Source organism: Shewanella marinintestina (assembly GCF_023283845.1).
Taxonomy (GTDB): Bacteria; Pseudomonadota; Gammaproteobacteria; order Enterobacterales; family Shewanellaceae; genus Shewanella; species Shewanella marinintestina.
On record NZ_JAKILC010000006.1, the window covers coordinates 47,538 to 66,263 of the forward strand.

The following is an 18,726-nucleotide window of genomic DNA, read 5'->3' on the forward strand; positions in this document are numbered from 1 at the left end:
TCAATTGAATAAAGCCACTTTAGGTTATTCAATTGAGCCTGATTGACGTAATGCTTGAGTATATAACTCGCGGCGTTTATCACTCTTGTTACTATATAACTGGTGCTCAGCTTGTCTCAACCATTGGCGAAGATCGCGAGCATCAGTGTTGACGCTACAGCCTATATGCACACTTACTTCGCTATATTGACCAACCAAATAACTCACCTGAATTTCTTTTATCTGTTGCTGAACCTTACTAAAACGTTCTGCCTCACAAACAATCACAAAATGATTTTCAGCAATACGGTAGTTATGGCAAAACTCACGACTTTCTCCACGCAAAAAGCTTTGTTCACAAAGCAACTCAAGAGAATCCGCAACCCCACAAATGAGATTATCAACCTCGTTATGCCCTAACCTCTTAGTCAATGTCGGTAACCCCTCCAACGCAACTAATGCTAAACACATCTGCGTCGATGCATTAGGTCCCAACGGCAAGCCATTACTCATATTGTCATCAAAAGCAACACGATTAAGTAAGCCCGTTAGTTTGTCTGTACGGGCATTTTTCCTCGCAACTTCAAGTGTTTCAATATGACGCTCTTTCTCATCTGACAATAAACGGATTTTATAAGCCAAAGCAAAAGACAGTAAAAGCGCGTCAGCCGTGCCACCAAGTAGTGTCGCTAGCTCAGCGTTATCGAAAAAGTCCGGAGTCAGTCCCATATTGCCGGGTAAAATCATCACCGCGGGTAACAATAAGCAGGTAAAAGCCAATAAAAAGTATCGCGCAGGATAAAAGCCTTTCAATAAACACACATTACCGCAGACCATTGCTAGAGCAATCCAAAGCATAATCAACACTGACGCTATTACAGCTGTATATGACAGCAAAAAAATACTGCTTGGTAGCGCAATGATGCAAAGCCATAGCAAGCCTAAACTTAAGCGCCACAATTTAGGAGACAACTCAGGAAGTTTTAAAAAGTGTTTATAAAATAATATGTTGAAAATAGGCAGTGAGATAAAAAACAGATGGTGTACTTCTAAGCCATAAACATCAAATAGATGAGCCGGTATATGAAATGTCAGCGCCCACCCAGCTCCATAGCACAATACATATAACGCGTAATAGAGAAATGCTTTATCTTTAATAGACAAATAGATAAGCCCATTGTAAATAGCGATAAAGAGCAAGCCGCCTAAACATAACAACACCAACATCGCATAAATATCGGATTGGAGCCTATATTGCTGATATTCCTCTAATTGTAATTTTGGTTGAGAAGAAAAGTAACGGCTATCGAAACGCGTAACTAACCAATAGTTAACTCCAATATTTAACTCGACGCTTCTGCCGTAATTAAACAAAAACTCATAAGGAGCGTAATAACCACTATGGATATGTTGTCTCGAACCATCATCGCCTAAGACCCAGTAGTCGATAGATTCAATAATGGAGTTTTTAACATTTACAATCCAGCGAGTTTGCTGGCTATTGACCATAAGCGCTGACACCATCCAGTAATCACCACCCGACAACTTAACACCGTCGAGATCAGTTTTACTTTCAACCCAAGGCATCACGTCATTAAATCGTTGCGGCACTGATTCTTCAGCACTCGCATTATATATAAAAGTTGGCTCTATAATCGCCCTTTGCTCAGCCGTTGTTAGTCCACTGTACGCCAGCATCAATAGCAGTAATATTATTTTTATTGGCATTACTCGAATAACCCGCCTGTTAATTAGAATGTATAACCACTGCAGTTCTAATGGCAATACCAATCAAAGTGTACAGAATCACTATATAAGCAGCAATTTAATTAGTCATAGAGCGTTTTCTTAAGGTATTTAATGGAGAGACTGAATGCCATTGATCTAGAAAATTAACGTTCTTTAGTGAATTATTGTGGAGATTATTGCCAGCGGCGAGCTGTTTTTCTATGGCGAATGTTGGGGTTAATAGCAGGAAAGATAATGAGTGTGGAACAAATGAGCAGCGAATTATTTAGCTCATTGCAAAAAATAGCTAAGTTGATTTTGCATCGACTTAGCTATAGTAGACCGATTAATTACTCCGATAATGCATTAAAAAGATGCTTTTGCGCCTAGATAAAAGCCGGAGTCTAGCGTTGAGTTAGATTGCTCATCATATTGCAGGCGAATATTTCTATAGCCTACAAATAATGCCAATGCCGGATTAAGCGCGTATTGCACTTTTCCATCAAACTGCCAAGATCCATCAATATCACCAAAAGATAAGACTGAAGGAGAATAATAGCCTGAACCTTGTAATGATACATTTGAGCCTAAATGTAATGCATAACGACCGCCAATCCCAACAAAATTACCATTCGGGCTTCTATCAGACCAGACTTGTGAAAATTTAGCGCCTAATTCAAAGTGGTGGATCCCCGCATCATGTGCAACGTGCATAGCACCAGATAACATTTGCCCGCCAGTATCCGCATAAATATATTCTACAGATGCGTTTACATCTTTATTGACATCAAACTGCAATTCAGTCGACAACATGTCGTCATTTAAGCCAAATGTGAAGTCTGTTGCACTTGCATTAATTGAAAAAGCCGAAAGTAAAATTGCGGCTAATAGGGATTTCCTAGTCATTAAATGTCTCTGTATTTTAACTTTGCCAAGAGCATACACAAACTGATCTTAGCTTTTTAGATAAACCTAATTTTTAGAGAAAGATTTATTGAAAAGCCTACATTAACCAAACCTGATCGCAACTAAAAAAACGAAAACCATACACTTGCAACAAGGGGTGACAACACAAGAGAAAATAATCGATCCCATATCAGTTTAAAGGCTGAAGATTGGCTATGATTACAATTATCTAACCAGTTATAGCTAGAAATTCTTAGGGCTAATTAAAAGTTTATTTCTTGTTGAGTGAATTAAATTATATAAAGGTATACTGAGTAACAAAATACAACCTTAAATCAACAATAAACACCTAAGGAGCTAACGATGACAAAGACAGTCTATGACTTTTCGGCTAACAATATTCAAGGACAAACGGTTCCCCTTGCCGACTACAAAGACAAAGTTATTCTTATAGTGAATACAGCCAGTGAATGTGGATTTACTCCCCAATACAAAGATCTCGAAGCTCTCTATCAAAAATATCAAAACCAAGGTCTAGTGATCCTCGGGTTCCCATGTAATCAATTTGGTAATCAAGAGAAGGGCGATAGCCAATCGATTAGCTCATTCTGTGAGTTAAACTTTGGTGTAACCTTTCCGCTGTTTGAAAAGATTGAAGTCAATGGCGACAATTCAGCACCGCTTTACGCCTACTTAAAACGAGAAGCAAAAGGTCTATTAGGCTCTGAAAAAATCAAATGGAATTTTACAAAATTCTTAGTCAACAGACAGGGCCAAGTCGTGCAGAGATTTGCACCAACCACCAAACCTATGGCTCTAGAAAAAGATATTATAGATCTACTTTAACCTGATAAGTCATAGGCTTAAATTTGCACAAAAAAAAATCATTTTTTATCGCTTATTTTTTTGAACTTTATCTATTAAACCGTCTCTAACTTTGTGAGCATTGGATATTTTTCATGTTCATCATTCTCCCTGGGGCTTCTAGCGCAGCCCCCTTGATCTCAATGTAGATCAACCTGGCAACCCCTTGGGTTGCCCTTTTTTTGCCTTTATCCCTGCAGTTTTACTGCCTTCATTTAAAAGCATTTTATAAACTAATGATAGAAAACTTGTTGCGATATTGAACTTATCGAGCTCTATGCACTCTGACTACATGAACCGATTCGCGTTATAGGGAACATTTAAGAATTAAATACTTATTTGTTGGCTTAACATTAGCTTTATAGCTAGTTTCATTGTTCATCATCATTCTCCTTGGCATTCTAGTTAGGTTTGCCTGTAACGATAAGTGTTTAGCTAGCGCACAAAGACTTATTCTTACTTAGATATTGTTATGGCAGCCCTTTGGGTTGCCATTTTTTTACTTTGAATTTAGGCTTTGATTACTCAACAGAACCTCTTCGGTTAGTTTTATTTTGCTTCACTCACAAGTTCAAAAGTCTCGTCTAATCAAAATAATACTTAAAGAGATAAAAACTCGTTAAGCTTCCTACTTGAGTACGCATAAAGCCGTAATCGATATGAATAACATCAACAACGAGCCACTCTTTAACCACAGCGCATAAAAATTAAAAATAAATAAAAAACAAACAAATAAACAAATAAACAAATAAACAAATAAACAAATAAACAAATAAACAAATAAACAAATAGAATCAACAACTTAACAGCAACTTCCATCTATCTTAGGTGTAAGGATGAATAAAACTATTCAACCTTGGGAACTATTTTATTTAATCGGACTCTGACTATATGAACCGATTCTCGTTGAGTGAATATTTAAGACTTAACCCTTACATATTGGCTTAACATTAGCTCCTGCAGCTTAGTTTCATTGTTCATCATCATTCCCTTGGCATCCCTACTCGGTTTGCCCTTCGGAGTAAACGTTAAGCTAGCGCACAACGACTAACTCCAAATTAGATATTGTTATGGCAACCCTTTGGGTTGCCATTTTTTTTAGCTATTCGCTAACCTTTCTACCAAACTTTGACTCATTATAACCCTCTCCTTTGCCATGACTATTGCCGACATGCTATCAATATTTATGACTATAGATGAAAAAGCAAAGCCATACCCAATAAAAAACAAAGCAGAATAGGCTTTAAATACAACGACTAAAGCACAGTTGAAAAATAGAATATACTTTTATAGTCACTTCTTGGGAACTAAATAGGAATTAGGGACTCTGAATATATGAACCGATTCTCGTTAAGTGAATATATAAGATTCGAACACTTTTATATTGGCTTAACATTAGCTCCTGCAGCTTAGTTTCATTGTTCATCATCATTCCCTTGGCATCCCTACTCGGTTTGCCCTTAGGAATAAACGTTACGCTAGCGCATCAAGGTTTATTTCTAGTTAGATATTATTATGGCAACCCATTGGGTTGCCTTTTTTTTACCCTTTCACACCAAATTTCTACTGGTGGACTTTTACCATATCCAGGCTCTCTGCAAGGTCATAATCTCAGCCCACAATTACTGCTCATCGCCAACGATAGCTATTTAGCTTATGTCAAATATTGGCCAACAACGTAGGCTTTACTGGTCGCAAAAAATAAAAACGCATAGTTTAAACCATATTAAAATACAGATACTTAAGCTTAAAATAGAAAAACAATACATTTTTCACTATTAACTGGGAACTAATTGAAAGTTTACGACTCTTACTATATGAACCGATTCTCGTTAAATGAAAATTGCTGTAAATCAGTAATCTTGGTTTAACTTTAGCTCTTAGAGCTTAGTTTCATTGTTCATCATCATTCCCTTGGCATTCCTACTCGGCTTGCCCTTAGGAATAAATCTTTAGCTAGCGCACAAAGTTTATTCCGATTTAGATATTTTTATGGCAACCCATTGGGTTGCCATTTTTTTACCTTTAAATTTCAAGACTAACCTTACCGCGTAACGGCCTCAGCTTTACCATAACCTCTACTTTCTAAAACGGCTTAGATGTCACAAGGCAAATGGCAGTGAACAAGGCTACTTATAATACCTTCGCCAGCGTCTAAGCGTTAATGATGAACGGAGTTTCAATTTGGTTCTGGATTAAAAGCAAAATCAAACAGACAACTAAAATGTTGTATTTAAAGCACTTAAATTATTACCTGGAAATAATTTTACTTTTATTGCTAAGTTCTGGGAACTAACAGGCAAATAACCACTCTGACTATATGAACCGATTCTCGTTAAATGAAAATGACTGTTAACTAGTCATCTTGGTTTAACCTTAGCTTTTCAGGCTAGTTTCATTGTTCATCATCATTCCCTTGGCATCCCTACTCGGTTTGCCCTTCGGAATAAGCTTTTAGCTAGCGCACAAAGTTTATCCCGAGTTAGATATTTTTATGGCAACCCATTGGGTTGCCATTTTTTTGCCTTTTTGCTAATAACTCAAGCCCTAAATAGGCTAGCGTTGCTAATTTACACTACTTCAATAACTGCTGATCCAGCATAACCGCTATTGACGGATGGTAACCCTCACGTGCTTTAGCGTAAATTTGCTTGGCATCAACCGCAAAACCCGCACTCACTAACTCGGCATAAAGTGGCTTAACAAATTTACCTCGGCCGATTTTAATAAGATAAGCTTCTACATAAGGCAAAACGCTTTGATAGCGATTGCGGACAGCGACTCTAAACCAGTCAAAAGCAATTTCAGCATTAGTTGATTGGGTAAATTCAAAGGTATAGTCTAAATCACTCAAGGCTTGATGAGAGACTTGCTCTGGTAAGTTGTTCAAGAAGTACTGCCAATGGTGCACACGCCAGCCCTGGGTCATTAGACTGCTTGCTGCAGCCCCGTCATCAAATGCTCGCAGCGCCATAGTGACCTTAACTAAACTGTTTGAAGTTGGCGCAACAAACCAGCTCGGCATGCCTTCACCATAAACCCACTGCAATAGCTCAGTTTCAGTGATTTTATCGCTGTGCTGCTTTAACAAGGTTTGTTTAGCATAATCAATAAAGGTTTCAGTGGTGATGGCTTCAAACGCAAATGCCTGTACATAATCAAATAAGAACTTATCAAAGGCCTCACGACCTAAACGCTTTTCTAAGTCATGCACAAACATTGATGCCTTGTCATAGGTAAAACGATTAAAGGCTTCATTAGGATCTTGATCTTGCATGTTGGCTGGCAATGTCTGTTGCGCGATAGGCGTAGCTGAAATGGCTTCTTGTAAACGGCCATTTTCAAGTACCACTTCAAGCTCAGCTAACTCTTTGCCATAGACAGCTTCAACAATGCGATTGGTAAAATACGTGGTAAAACCCTCGTTTAACCATAAATCGCGCCAAGTAGCGTTACTGACTAAATTCCCTGTCCACGAATGAGCAAGCTCGTGGGCAACCGTTGAAACTAAGCTCTTATCACCCGCGATTAATGTTGGTGTCATAAACGCCAAGCGTGGATTTTCCATGCCGCCGAAGGGAAAGCTCGGTGGTAATACCAGCATGTCATATCGGCCCCATTGATATGGGCCAAGTAGAGATTCAGCCACAGCAACCATGCTCTCTGTGTCTTCAAACTCTGCCACTGCAGCAGCGAGCATTTCAGGTTCAGCGTAAACCCCAGTACGTGCTCCTAGTTCACCAAAAGCAATATCCCCTACAGCAACTGCCAACAAATGAGTCGGCATGGGTTTCTCCATGGTAAATGTAAATACCCCATTAAGCTCTGCGCTAGCATCATTCATTGCACTCATCACTGCACGCATACCTTGAGGCACGTTTATAACCGCATCAAAGGTGATTCTCGCCTTAGGTGTATCTTGCAAAGGGATCCAGCTACGCGCATTAATTGGCTGCGACTGGCTAAACAAAAAAGGCAGTTGTTTGCCACTGGTTTGTTCTGGTGTTAACCACTGCAAACCTTGAGCTTGAGGCGAGGTATGATAATGGATCACCACATGTGTCGTCGCTGTTGCCAATTGAATATTGAGCCGTTGACCTAGGGTGTCATTTTGCTTATCGAGACAATATTCAAGCGCTTCGCCAGCAGCAGACAAAACTGCCGTAATTGTTAAATCACGGGTATCAAGCCATAACTCAGTGGCCTGAGAGTTTATATACTCAAGTGTTAACTCGACCTGTCCAGTAAGTTGCTTAGTCTCGAAATTTGTCGTCAGTGATAACGAAAGGTGGTTAACTTTAACCTCATCGCTATTGGCAAACGAGTGGTAGTCATGATTATTATCCCATTGCTTTAACACGGCATATCCTTTTTTAAGTCACTGATTAATTTGTTGCATTTTAGCGCTATTTCGCGGGAATAAAAGCCCAGTTTGACATCATTACAGCTAAATGAAACACTACTGAATATTGTATGCAAAATAACAAATCAGAGAAACCCTCATGAAAAATAAACATACCCTATTGCCTTTAGCGCTTATTACGGCACTGCCCTTTGCTGCACAAGCAGAGCCTAAAGCCAATATTGACGCAGTGCTCAGCCAAAGCCATGCCTGTAGCGATACCATTGTCATTCGCTCACAAGCCCTGACTAAACAGCAAATAAGCGATGCTTGTCAGCTATTACAGACTCAAGAAGCTAATTTCCACCAGCTCTTTGGTACGTTAAACAAACCTGTCGCCAACGATAATAACCACAACATGCGCGCCAATGTTTACCACTCTAGAGAAGATTATGTAGAACATGTCACTCAACATTTTGATGTGCCAAGCGATAACGGTGGAATGTACCTAGAAGGTTTACCTTGGAAAAGTGACAATCAAGCGGAGTTTGTCGCTTATGAAAAAAAGGGCCAAGTATGGAACCTCGCCCACGAATATGTGCACTACCTCGATGGCCGGTTTAACCTTTATGGTGACTTTTGCCTGTCACTGCACGACTCACACAGTGGCCCAGAATACTGTCCTAAACCGGCTCCGCTTTATCCACATACGGTATGGTGGAGTGAAGGCGTTGCAGAATACATATCGGTGGGCGATAACAACCCAAAAGCCATAGCATTAATCGGCAATAAACAAAGCTATCCACTCAGCGATATATTCAACACTAGCTATGAAAAAAACGGCGGTACAGACAGAGTTTATCGTTGGGGTTATTTAGCGGTGCGTTTTATGATTGAGAACCATAAAGACAAAGTCGATAGCATGCTTGGCTTTACCCGAACAGGTGATTACCCACGTTACCAGGCTTTGCTTACGGACTGGGGTACATCGATGGATGCTGAATTTGATGCGTGGCTTAAACAGCTAAAGTCAACGACCAAATAGCGATGTATTGATTAAAAATAAGACATAAAAAAGGCCTCATTTGAGGCCTTTTTTATCGCTTAGATATTCACTATTAAAGACGAATGCCTGCTTTAGCTAGGTCTTTTGCGATAACGCTGCTTGGAAGTGCAACGTAACCATCTTTTTCAACAATCTTCTGACCTTGCATAGATAACACGTAACGGATGAACTCACGATCCATTGGCGCTAAGTCTTTGTTCGGGTGCTTGTTTACATATACGTATAAGTAACGAGAAAGTGGGTACTTACCTGTTGCCGCATTTTCTGCTGTTGCTGCAACGTAGTTAGTGCCTTTCTTAGAGATAGCCACGGCTTTAACGCCTGCAGTCTTGTAACCAATGCCTGAGTAGCCAATCGCATTAAGAGATTGCGAAACAGACTGAACCACTGATGCTGAACCTGGTTGCTCGTTTACGTTTGCTTTGAAGTCACCTTTACAAAGTGCTTTCTTTTTAAAGTAACCATAAGTGCCTGATACAGAGTTACGACCATAAAGCTGAATATCTTTAGCTGCCCAGTTACCGTCTAAGCCTGCTTCTCCCCAGCGCTGAATGTCGCCACCACCACACTTATCTGTTGAAGAAAAGATACCATCGATCTGCTCGATGCTCATGCCTTCAATTGGGTTATCTTTATGCACAAATACTGCTAGTGCATCGATTGCAACGCGAATAGCTGTTGGCTGATAACCGTAATGCTTTTCAAATGCTTCAATTTCATTAGGCTTCATCTTACGGCTCATTGGACCGAACTGAGATGTACCTTCAGTCAAAGCTGGTGGCGCAGTAGAAGAGCCCGCCGCCTGGATCTGAATATTTACGTTTGGATATAGCTGTTTAAAGTCTTCTGCCCACAACGTCATCATGTTAGCTAATGTATCTGAGCCAACAGAAGATAAGTTACCTGACACGCCGCTAGTCTTTTCGTAAGTTGGTAAAGACTGGTCGATTGCAGCCATTGATGCTGCAGAAAATACAGTCGCTGCAGTAAAGCTTACCGCGCCAACAAGTTGTTTCAGTTTCATTCTTTGCTCCAGTGTTTAGCTATCTTAGTTTCTTAAAACGCTGTCAGTATTGACTTCAATGATGACAAGTCTATTACTCCTAAGTGACACTTCGATGACAAACCAGCTTATTTTTAATTTAAATATAAAAAAACAGGCAAAAGCCTGTTTTTATGTGAAATTTATTTTAAAATTTCTATTCCAACCTCGCTCAACTAAGCACGATCTTGTTGATTAAACTCAATCAAGTTAGGCGGGATCACAAAACTAAATGTACTCCCCTTACCCAATTGGCTGGCAATATTAAGCTCACTTTGATGATGGTTCAGAGCATGCTTAGTAATTGCGAGCCCCAAGCCGGTGCCACCACTTTGGCGCGAACGTGCACTATCAACTCGATAAAAGCGCTCGGTTAAGCGGCCTATATGCTGCGGTGCAATGCCTTCACCATTATCTTTAACGCTAAATAAGCCACCAGAGGCTATCTTACGCCAGCTTATGTCTATCTTGCCGCCAGGCTCGGTATAACGAATCGCATTCGAAATCAGGTTAGAGCACACACTCCTCAACTGAAGCTCGTTGCCGTAAACATCTAAGCCTGGCTCACAGTAAAAACTCACCTCATACTGCTCTTGTGCCAACGCTAGCGCCTCATCACGTAAGATATCCATCATCTGCGCCATGCTCACTTTAACTTCTAAATTGACATCACTGGCATCTTCAATCCGCGACAGTGCTAGTAATTGCTCAACCATAGAGCGCATACGGGTTGTTTGTTGCTGCATCTGCTCCATCGCGCGGATATTGGGCGAATCTGGTTCTGCCATTGACTGCATCATTTCTAAATAGCCTTGCAATACCGTTAGTGGAGTTTTCAACTCATGAGAAACGTTAGCCACAAACTCTTTTCGCATCCCCTCTAACTGACGAACACGGGTAATATCACGTGCGATCAATAGCAACTGCCCTGCACCGTAACCCATGATCCGGATCTCAAGAATATGACCGTCCGACTGTGGCGATGCCAACTCTAGCGGCTCTTGGTACTCTTTTTGTTTCAAGTAAGCAGAGAAATCTGGATGACGAATAAGGTTATCAATGCGCTGACCATTATCTTGCGGCCAAACAAAACCAAGTAATAGCTGCGCTAACTTATTACACCATAAAATATTGTGTTCAGAATCTAGCACTACCGCGGCATCGGGCAGTGCTTCGGCGCCTTGTCTAAAGCGCCCAAGTAAAAATGCGAGTTGCGATACGCGTTTACGGTTTTTGCCCTGCAAGCGATAAATCCCGTTAAACACCCCTTCCCAACTGCCACTGCCATTAGGGGGGGTAAGGCGACGATCGTGCCACAGCCAAAAATTTAATCGTGATAGCTGACGATAATGCCAAACTAACAGGGAGAGCGAGCCGAGAAATAGCACCCAAACGACTTCACCGACTAATAACCCAGCTAATAAACATAAGCTTAGATAAATTACTAGCCGAGAAATTAGACGGTACCCAGAATATGAATCAAACATATTTAACCAATATTACGACCATATAGGAGGACTTGGCACAAGGTAACGCAAAAGTGACCTTGTGCCTATACTAAAGTCTGGTAGAGAAGCGGTAGCCTGCGCCGCGAACGGTTTGAATTAAGCGGTCATGGCCTGATTGAGTCACCGCTTTTCTAAGACGGCGAATGTGTACATCAACAGTGCGATCTTCAACATAAACGTTGGTACCCCAAACATTATCTAATAACTGCTCACGGCTATAAACGCGCTCTTGGTGGGTCATAAAGAAATGCAACAAACGAAACTCCGTAGGCCCCATATCCAAAACTTCATCACCAACTGTGACACGGTGACTTACAGGGTCTAACTGTAAGCCTTGGACATCAATGAGATCTTCTAAACAAGTCGGCGCACTACGACGCATTACAGCCTTAATCCGTGCAACTAACTCTTTAGGAGAAAATGGCTTAGTAATAAAGTCATCGGCGCCAACTTCTAGCCCTCTCACTTTATCTTCCTCTTCACCACGAGCCGTCAACATAATGATAGGAATATGACGAGTGAATTCGTCTTGACGTAGACGTTTCGCTAATTGAATACCACTGCCACCTGGGAACATCCAATCAAGTAACACAAGATCAGGGTATGGCTCAGTTAACATATCAAGCGCCGAGTCATAATCCTCAGCGGCTACAGTTGTATAACCATGCTGTTCCAAAACAAAAGTTAGCATCTCACGAATGGCTAACTCATCTTCAACTATCAAAATCCTTGCAGTCATAATCGATCTTCTATCAGTGAATTTCTACGATACTATTATTGGTCACTTTTATGACATTAATATTAAACACTCAGATATTTTGCCACATTAAGCATTATTTTTGTCATAAATATTATTTTTAGCTTATATCAATAGATCAAAAAAGGGACCGAAGTCCCTTTTATATTTGCACTTTGTCGTCTTAGAACTTGTGCTCAAGACCTACACCAAAGTAGCTATCATCATTTTCAATATTTTCAAAAGAACGGCTTGTATAGAAAGCAAATAACTTAGTTGGTTTACCAAGCTTATAGTCCCCACCAATAGACCATGAATCACCTTTATCTTCCATGTCTTGGAACTGGGCTTTTAATACAACAGCGTCAATTTGATAAGCGGCACTTAATAAGTAACCCGTCTTGCTTTCAGCGCCAATTACCGCATTACCTTCACCGTCATAAGTTGCTTCTTGCTGCTGATACATACCGCCTAGTTTAAAGCCTGCGATTTTACCTTGCACCGTTGCACGAACAACTTCATAGCCTTTAACGTCTGAGTCGTAGGCAATAGACGCGTAGATTGGTGACTTTTTAAGTCCTGAATCACCATACATAGCTGCAACACTGAAACCGTCTTGTGCATACTGAGAGCTTGCACCTTCTGCAGCGTAAGTTACACCCATTTTAAATCCGCTAAATGATGGCGTAATGTATGTCGCAGTTTGTTCGATACGGTTTTCACCTTTGAACAGGTTCTTTAAGTCACCTGAAAGGTCATTGAATTGATCAACCTTACCCTGTGAAGCTTTAAGCATAGTGTCATTACGGCCGACAGAGAAAGCACCGAAGTTGCCTCTAAGCCCAACAAATTGATTACGCGCCTTGAAGTTATCTTTGTCACTATCGCCAGTATCAACTTCATATTCTACAGTGTAAAACGCTTCTAAAGAGCTACTTAACTCAAAAGCGCCTTTAACACCAAAACGAGAAGCATTAGATTGAATAGTCGTTGTTGACTCATCATTTTCGTCGTTAGACTGCGCAGTTACATTTAGCTTACCGTATACCGTTAGCGGATCCGCAGCATAGGCAGAAGAAAGTGTTGCTGTTGCAAGAGCTGAAGCTAGTAGAGTTTTACAAAAAACGTTCATCATTTAATCCTTTTGACGTTATTCGTCTTGGTTATTGGTTTGGACGAGCGCCATAATGAAGATGATTTGTTGCATTTTTATTTCAGCAAAAGGTTAATCAAGGGCGGATTATTAAATTTCCAGCAACACAATTGAGCAGAACCAGCACTACCAAGGCTTTGAGCAAAGGTTTTAGAAATGTGACACTTTAATGAATTGTCATATTACTAACGAGTCAGATGCCATTGAGGCGGTTTACCAGAACCCAACAATGGCTTACACTGCGCCTTTAATTTTGACTGAGCATTTATCTATGTGGTTTAAAAATCTAACTGTATACCGCTTTAACAAGCCTTTCTCTGTTGACCCTGATTCACTAGAAAAATCACTGGAAGACTTCACTTTCTCTCCTTGCTCAAGCCAAGATATTAGTAAGTTTGGATTTTCTAAAGCTATGGGTAAGCACGGCGAAACGCTTATTCATACCGCTGGTGACAGACATTTAGTTTGTGCGACTAAAGAAGAAAAGATTTTACCTTCGCAAGTGGTAAAAGAAGCTCTTGAAGAAAAAGTAAGCCAAATTGAAGCTGAAGAAAACCGTAAATTAGCCAAGAAAGAAAAAGATGCGCTAAAAGACGAGATCACCACGACTCTGCTTCCGCGTGCTTTCTCACGTCGTAGCCAAATTCGCGCACTTATATTGCCAGAAATTCAAATGGTACTTGTTGACAGCTCAAGTGCAGCTAAGTCTGAAGAGTTAATGGCGCTACTGCGTAAAGCTATTGGCACATTGCCTATCATTCCAATGAGCTTTAAAACACCAATCGAAACTCAGCTCACTGAATGGCTAAAAGAAGGTAAAACGCCTGCAGCTTTTGAAATGCAAGATGAGGCTGAACTTAAGAGCGATTCAGATGAAGGCGGTATTGTTCGCTTTAAACAGCAAGACCTGAGCGAAAATGAAGTACTAGCGCACATTGAAGTCGGTAAACAAGTGCATAAGCTTGCGTTGCATTTTGGTCAATCAATTGCTTTCTTACTGCAATCAGATGCGGCTATCAAACGTCTTAAATTCTCTGAAGAATTTAGAGCGGGTAACGATGATTTAGGTAATGATGACCCAATGGCAAGATTAGACGCTGACTTCGCCCTAATGAGCAGCGAGTTAATTGCACTTATTAATGCAACTGTTGAAGCGCTTGGCGGTCTAGAAGATAGCATTTAAAATATATCCCTAGTAATCATATAAAAAAAGGCGCCTATATGGCGCCTTTTCTGTTTATCAGTCGATTTATTTAACCGCTTTAAACTGACCGTCTTTATCAAATGGCCAATCAACACCTAACCAAGCTTTAAAAAATGCTTTTTGCGAGCTGCTAGGCTTATCTACACTGGTAATAGCAAGCTTACCACTTTGTTGTTCACCCAGAGTTAGAGAGACATCTTTAAGCCTATCATTACTAAATAGAGTCACAGTGATCGTGTCTCCCGCTTTAAAGTCATTAATACGTGACTCAAAACCAGCCGCTGTCACTTTAAGACCATTAATCGCCACAACCTCGTCGTTAAGCACAATTCCGGCATTCCAAGCGGGACCATTACGCAACACATGCGATAGTACTAATGAACCACTTTTTAACGTTACACCGGCAAAAGGCTCTACTTTACTGTCTTTGCCGTAGGTGGTCTTTAAGCCTGCTTGCTCCAACAACTTGTCAAAATCTAGACTGACAGGCTGGTTAACGTATTGCAGCCACCAATTGTCATAACTAATACCACTTACCTGCTTTAGAATTTGTTTCACATCAGCAACATTGTAGCCAGCAGGAATACGATGCTCGCTATAAAGCTGACGATGTACATCACGATAGGAATGTTCAAGTTCTGTTTCTTCTAGAAGCGAGAAATCTAAAGCTAGCGAGGTTAAAAAGCCTTCAGAATAAATATTAGTACTATGATTAACCGCGTAATCACCACCGCTACTCGCCCATTGGTTAGCGCTTGCACTCGCGATTGATTGTACTTCACGGCCTGGAGTTTTCTCACTTTGCGCGACACGCTTAGCTAAGTCTTCAAAAAACTCCTTCGGAGTCATCACCCCAGCACGCAGTAATAACTGGCTTTGGAAGTAACTGGTTGAACCTTCAGCAATCCAAAGTAGCTCGGTGATCTCTTCATCTTGATAATTGTATGGGACAAGTCCTTCAGGGCGATAAGCCTTCACATTCCAAGTATGAATAAATTCATGTGATGCGGTTTTAATAAAGCCCAAGTAGTCTTTACGATCTCGGTAGCTAAATCGAGGCCGCTGAATAATCGTCGAGTTCAAATGCTCAGTTGCGCCACGAGCACCACTTGTCGCATGAACCATATAAACGTATCTCTCAAATGGATAATCGTCCCAGATAACCTCAGCTTGACCACTAAGCTTAGTCAGATCCGCCACCATTTTATCGATATCGTAATTACCCTCTCCCCACACAACCAACTCATACTGGCGACCATCGGCTTCAAATTCTCGATGTTCACTGATCCCTGTTTCAATCGGAGAGTCGACTAATATGTCGTAATTAGAAGCAGTAAATTCATGATTACCTTTACCGCGATCCATTCCTGAATAACTACTCCAGTCATTCGGCACTTTTAGTGATACCGCTATCGGTTCGTTTCTAAATTCAGGACTATATACAAAGGTACCACTGGCATCTAAAAAGGCATGAGAAGCATCAATATGGTTCACCCTTTGACCCAACTTATTAGCATAAAGTTGGTAAGTTACTTTAACACTGGTGGGTTCTGATAGTGCCACTGTCCACTCACCACTGGCAGTGCGAGTCCAAGGTAAAACTTTGCCATTGTCATCAATTGCAGAAAAAGTGCGCACCGCGTCTGCTAATGGCAATACTTGATATTTACCTGTACGCCATACAGGTAAATTAACCACCAGCGCATCTGACTTAGTTTCTGGGAAATTGACTTCAACCTTTGCTAAATGATGCTCAGGAGCTGTTAAATCAATAAGGTAATTTACGTCTGCAAAAGCATTTGCGGAGGCTAACGCACTAAAAGTTAAGATTAAGGGAACTACAGGTTTCACTCTCGCGTCCTTCTGTTATTATTGTTTTCGTTGAGTCGAAAAATATAACATTAGACTTAATTAGGCCAATATAATTACAAAAATAGGCACTTAATTTAACGATTAAGTAAAAGGACCGGCATTTTAATGCATATTTTCGCTACCCTACTATCAATATTACTATTCTCTATTTCTAGCTTTGGAGCCTATGCAGCTTCAAGAGATGAAGTACTTACAGAAGTACAACTGCGAGAGAAGCCAAACATACTGGCACAATCAATAGTCAATACTCTACCTCAACTACCTCAGTTGGATTCCGCAGAAACATTTGATAAATTCACTCAAAGCTACCGTCTGCCAGCAGCTGAATTAATTCGCAATATTCAGCTTACAGCCCGCTTAAAGATGGAACTTTATAATAAAGAGAAAGATCGCTACCTAGCAGCCAAGAGCTTAATTGAGCAATTAGCGCATATAAGCCACAGCCCATTTGATAAGAGTTACTTACTTATGCTTAAGGGGCGTTACCTTGGCCGTAGCCAACAGGATTACGCTGGCGCCATAGAATATTATCAACAAGCCATACCTCTGATTGAGCAATCAACAGTTCTCGCAGATCAGGTTTTGCTTTATACATTGCAAGAGCATTTAAGCATGATGCATATGATCATGCGTCAAAAAGAGTCAGCATTAATACATTTAAAAAAACTGATCTCAACGGCTAAGAAAATTGAAAACAATTACCTGACCGCTCATGCTGAGTCGGTTTTGGGTAAGTATTTTTACAAACAGAATCAGCTTGGTAAATCACTGTCGCACTACACTGAAGCGGTAAAATACACCCGCGGTGGTAAGAATCCATCACAAAATGCGCATATCGAACTTCAGCTGGCACGGGTTTATCGTGATCTTGCCTCTTGGGATGAGGCCCTAAAATCAGCCAACAAAGCTGCAGATGCATTTACACAGTTGGGTAATCTAAATTACGTATCATCCTCGATGACTGTGATAGCGATGATTTATGCAAATCAAGACCTATGGTATCAAGCAATTGATTACCATTTAAATGCCCAACAAATTGAAACACAGCTCGGCAACTACATAGGCCTAGGCTTGAACTTGCACAACATAGGCGAAGCTTATTTTAAAATAGGCGATACCCAGAACTCGTTAAGTAATCTTAAACAAGCTAATGCCATCTTTACCTCTAAAAAAGCTGAACATTATTTAGTTTATAACGACCTACTGATCGCCGAAGTCACAGCAAGTGTAAGCCAGTGGCAAGAATCACAACTTTATGCAACAAAAGCAGCCAAAATAGCAGAGTCAAAGCAATTAAATGAAGAACTTAAAGAAGCATTAGAGCGGCAAGCATACGCGCAAGAACAATTAGGCCTATATGAGCAAGCCTATAACAGCATCCAACAGCTGCAAACACTCAATAGCCAAGCGACACCGCAAGCTTCAGAGCTTGATAAACAGCGCTCACAAGTTAAAGAGCAAAAACTAAAACTTAAGATCAGTAAGCTACAAAATGAGCTACAAGATAAATCTGAACAGTTAAATATCACTCGTTTAGTCAGTATTCTATGTGTGTTTCCACTGTGTTTACTTATATTATTATCGGTAAAACAATGGCGGATAAAAAACAAACTAGCTACAGCTAATCAAGAATTACAAGCCACTCAGTTACTCGAACCTTTTACGCAACAACCAAGTTACTTAAGCTTTAAGCTTAATTTTGAAAACCAAAATGAAAAGCAACAAAAAACCTTGGCGCTCGTCTCACTTTCTGCGCAACTTGATTCAGATTTAACTCAAGGTTTTGAATGCAATGCCGACATGAATAGACAACAGCTGCTTGCGATTAAAAACGCATTAGACTGCAAAGCATATATTATTAGGCCTGGCGTTTTCTTAATTAGCTTAGATAGCATCATTGAAGCTAATCAACTACTAGCCCAGCTAAGAGATATTATTGATAGCAATCACGGCCAGACAAGTATTCACATGGGTATTTTGCACCGTCCGTTATTAGCTGATTTAGCGATAAAGCTCTCTGCTGAACAACACTTTTTAAGCTTACAAATGATGTTATCAGCGGCGAGAACCTTGGGCCTAAGCCAAGATTACTTTGTCACCATGAAAACCCTTAACTTTGCCTCAGCGGGGATCTTTAATAAACCGCTGTACCTTAATATAGAAAAGAGCATTGTTAGGGGGATAGTCAAAATTGAAACCAATGGTGATAAAGACAATATTGTTTGGCCGAGATGGAAGATCCATCAAAATATCGATATAAATGACGATAAAGTAGACATTTAAGTGATTATAAGTAAAGGCGTGATGATGTTAATTTCTCTTTTTC

Annotated in this window: 12 protein-coding genes; 4 read left to right on the forward strand and 8 right to left on the reverse strand. The window is 40.4% G+C overall.

Annotation, left to right across the window (positions count from 1 at the left end; genetic code table 11):
- Positions 1–24: 24 nt before the first annotated feature.
- Positions 25–1,707: a 7TM diverse intracellular signaling domain-containing protein gene (locus L2747_RS08230; protein WP_248998589.1), complete on the reverse strand. Its 1,683-nt coding sequence runs from the start codon at positions 1,705–1,707 to the stop codon at positions 25–27.
- A gap of 366 nt (positions 1,708–2,073) precedes the next feature.
- Entirely contained in the window at positions 2,074–2,613 is a 540-nt protein-coding gene (locus L2747_RS08235) for a YfaZ family outer membrane protein (protein WP_248998590.1), read from the reverse strand.
- 363 nt (positions 2,614–2,976) lie between these two features.
- Here L2747_RS08235 and L2747_RS08240 point away from each other — a divergent pair, with 363 nt between their 5' ends.
- Complete coding sequence (locus L2747_RS08240) at positions 2,977–3,459, forward strand: glutathione peroxidase (protein ID WP_248998591.1); 483 nt, start codon at positions 2,977–2,979, stop codon at positions 3,457–3,459.
- A 2,593-nt stretch (positions 3,460–6,052) separates the two neighbouring features.
- On the opposite strand, the gene L2747_RS08245 is transcribed toward L2747_RS08240, so the two are convergent.
- Positions 6,053–7,837, reverse strand: a complete 1,785-nt coding sequence (locus L2747_RS08245) for a M1 family metallopeptidase (protein WP_248998592.1) — start codon at positions 7,835–7,837, stop codon at positions 6,053–6,055.
- Positions 7,838–7,979: 142 nt separating this feature from the next.
- Between L2747_RS08245 and L2747_RS08250 the strand changes: the two genes are divergently transcribed.
- Positions 7,980–8,864 (forward strand): collagenase, encoded by an 885-nt coding sequence (locus L2747_RS08250; RefSeq protein ID WP_248998593.1) that lies wholly within the window; start codon positions 7,980–7,982, stop codon positions 8,862–8,864.
- Positions 8,865–8,937: 73 nt separating this feature from the next.
- On the opposite strand, the gene L2747_RS08255 is transcribed toward L2747_RS08250, so the two are convergent.
- The 4 genes from L2747_RS08255 to L2747_RS08270 all read right to left on the reverse strand — a co-directional run bounded on the left by L2747_RS08255 (position 8,938) and on the right by L2747_RS08270 (position 13,306).
- Positions 8,938–9,909 (reverse strand): PstS family phosphate ABC transporter substrate-binding protein, encoded by a 972-nt coding sequence (locus L2747_RS08255; RefSeq protein ID WP_248998594.1) that lies wholly within the window; start codon positions 9,907–9,909, stop codon positions 8,938–8,940.
- Between the two features lie 194 nt (positions 9,910–10,103).
- Positions 10,104–11,414: a phosphate regulon sensor histidine kinase PhoR gene (phoR, locus tag L2747_RS08260; RefSeq protein ID WP_248998595.1), complete on the reverse strand. Its 1,311-nt coding sequence runs from the start codon at positions 11,412–11,414 to the stop codon at positions 10,104–10,106.
- Between the two features lie 70 nt (positions 11,415–11,484).
- Positions 11,485–12,174, reverse strand: coding sequence for a phosphate regulon transcriptional regulator PhoB (phoB, locus tag L2747_RS08265; protein WP_220783024.1), 690 nt, complete (start codon positions 12,172–12,174; stop codon positions 11,485–11,487).
- 181 nt (positions 12,175–12,355) lie between these two features.
- Complete coding sequence (locus L2747_RS08270; protein ID WP_248998596.1) at positions 12,356–13,306, reverse strand: porin; 951 nt, start codon at positions 13,304–13,306, stop codon at positions 12,356–12,358.
- Positions 13,307–13,595: 289 nt separating this feature from the next.
- On the opposite strand from L2747_RS08270, the gene rdgC reads away from it, so the two are divergent.
- Positions 13,596–14,507 (forward strand): recombination-associated protein RdgC, encoded by a 912-nt coding sequence (rdgC, locus tag L2747_RS08275; protein ID WP_248998754.1) that lies wholly within the window; start codon positions 13,596–13,598, stop codon positions 14,505–14,507.
- Between the two features lie 66 nt (positions 14,508–14,573).
- Here rdgC and L2747_RS08280 read toward each other — a convergent pair whose 3' ends face one another.
- Positions 14,574–16,379, reverse strand: a complete 1,806-nt coding sequence (locus tag L2747_RS08280; protein ID WP_248998597.1) for a M61 family metallopeptidase — start codon at positions 16,377–16,379, stop codon at positions 14,574–14,576.
- 126 nt (positions 16,380–16,505) lie between these two features.
- Here L2747_RS08280 and L2747_RS08285 point away from each other — a divergent pair, with 126 nt between their 5' ends.
- Complete coding sequence (locus L2747_RS08285; protein WP_248998598.1) at positions 16,506–18,683, forward strand: tetratricopeptide repeat protein; 2,178 nt, start codon at positions 16,506–16,508, stop codon at positions 18,681–18,683.
- Positions 18,684–18,726 lie beyond the last annotated feature (43 nt).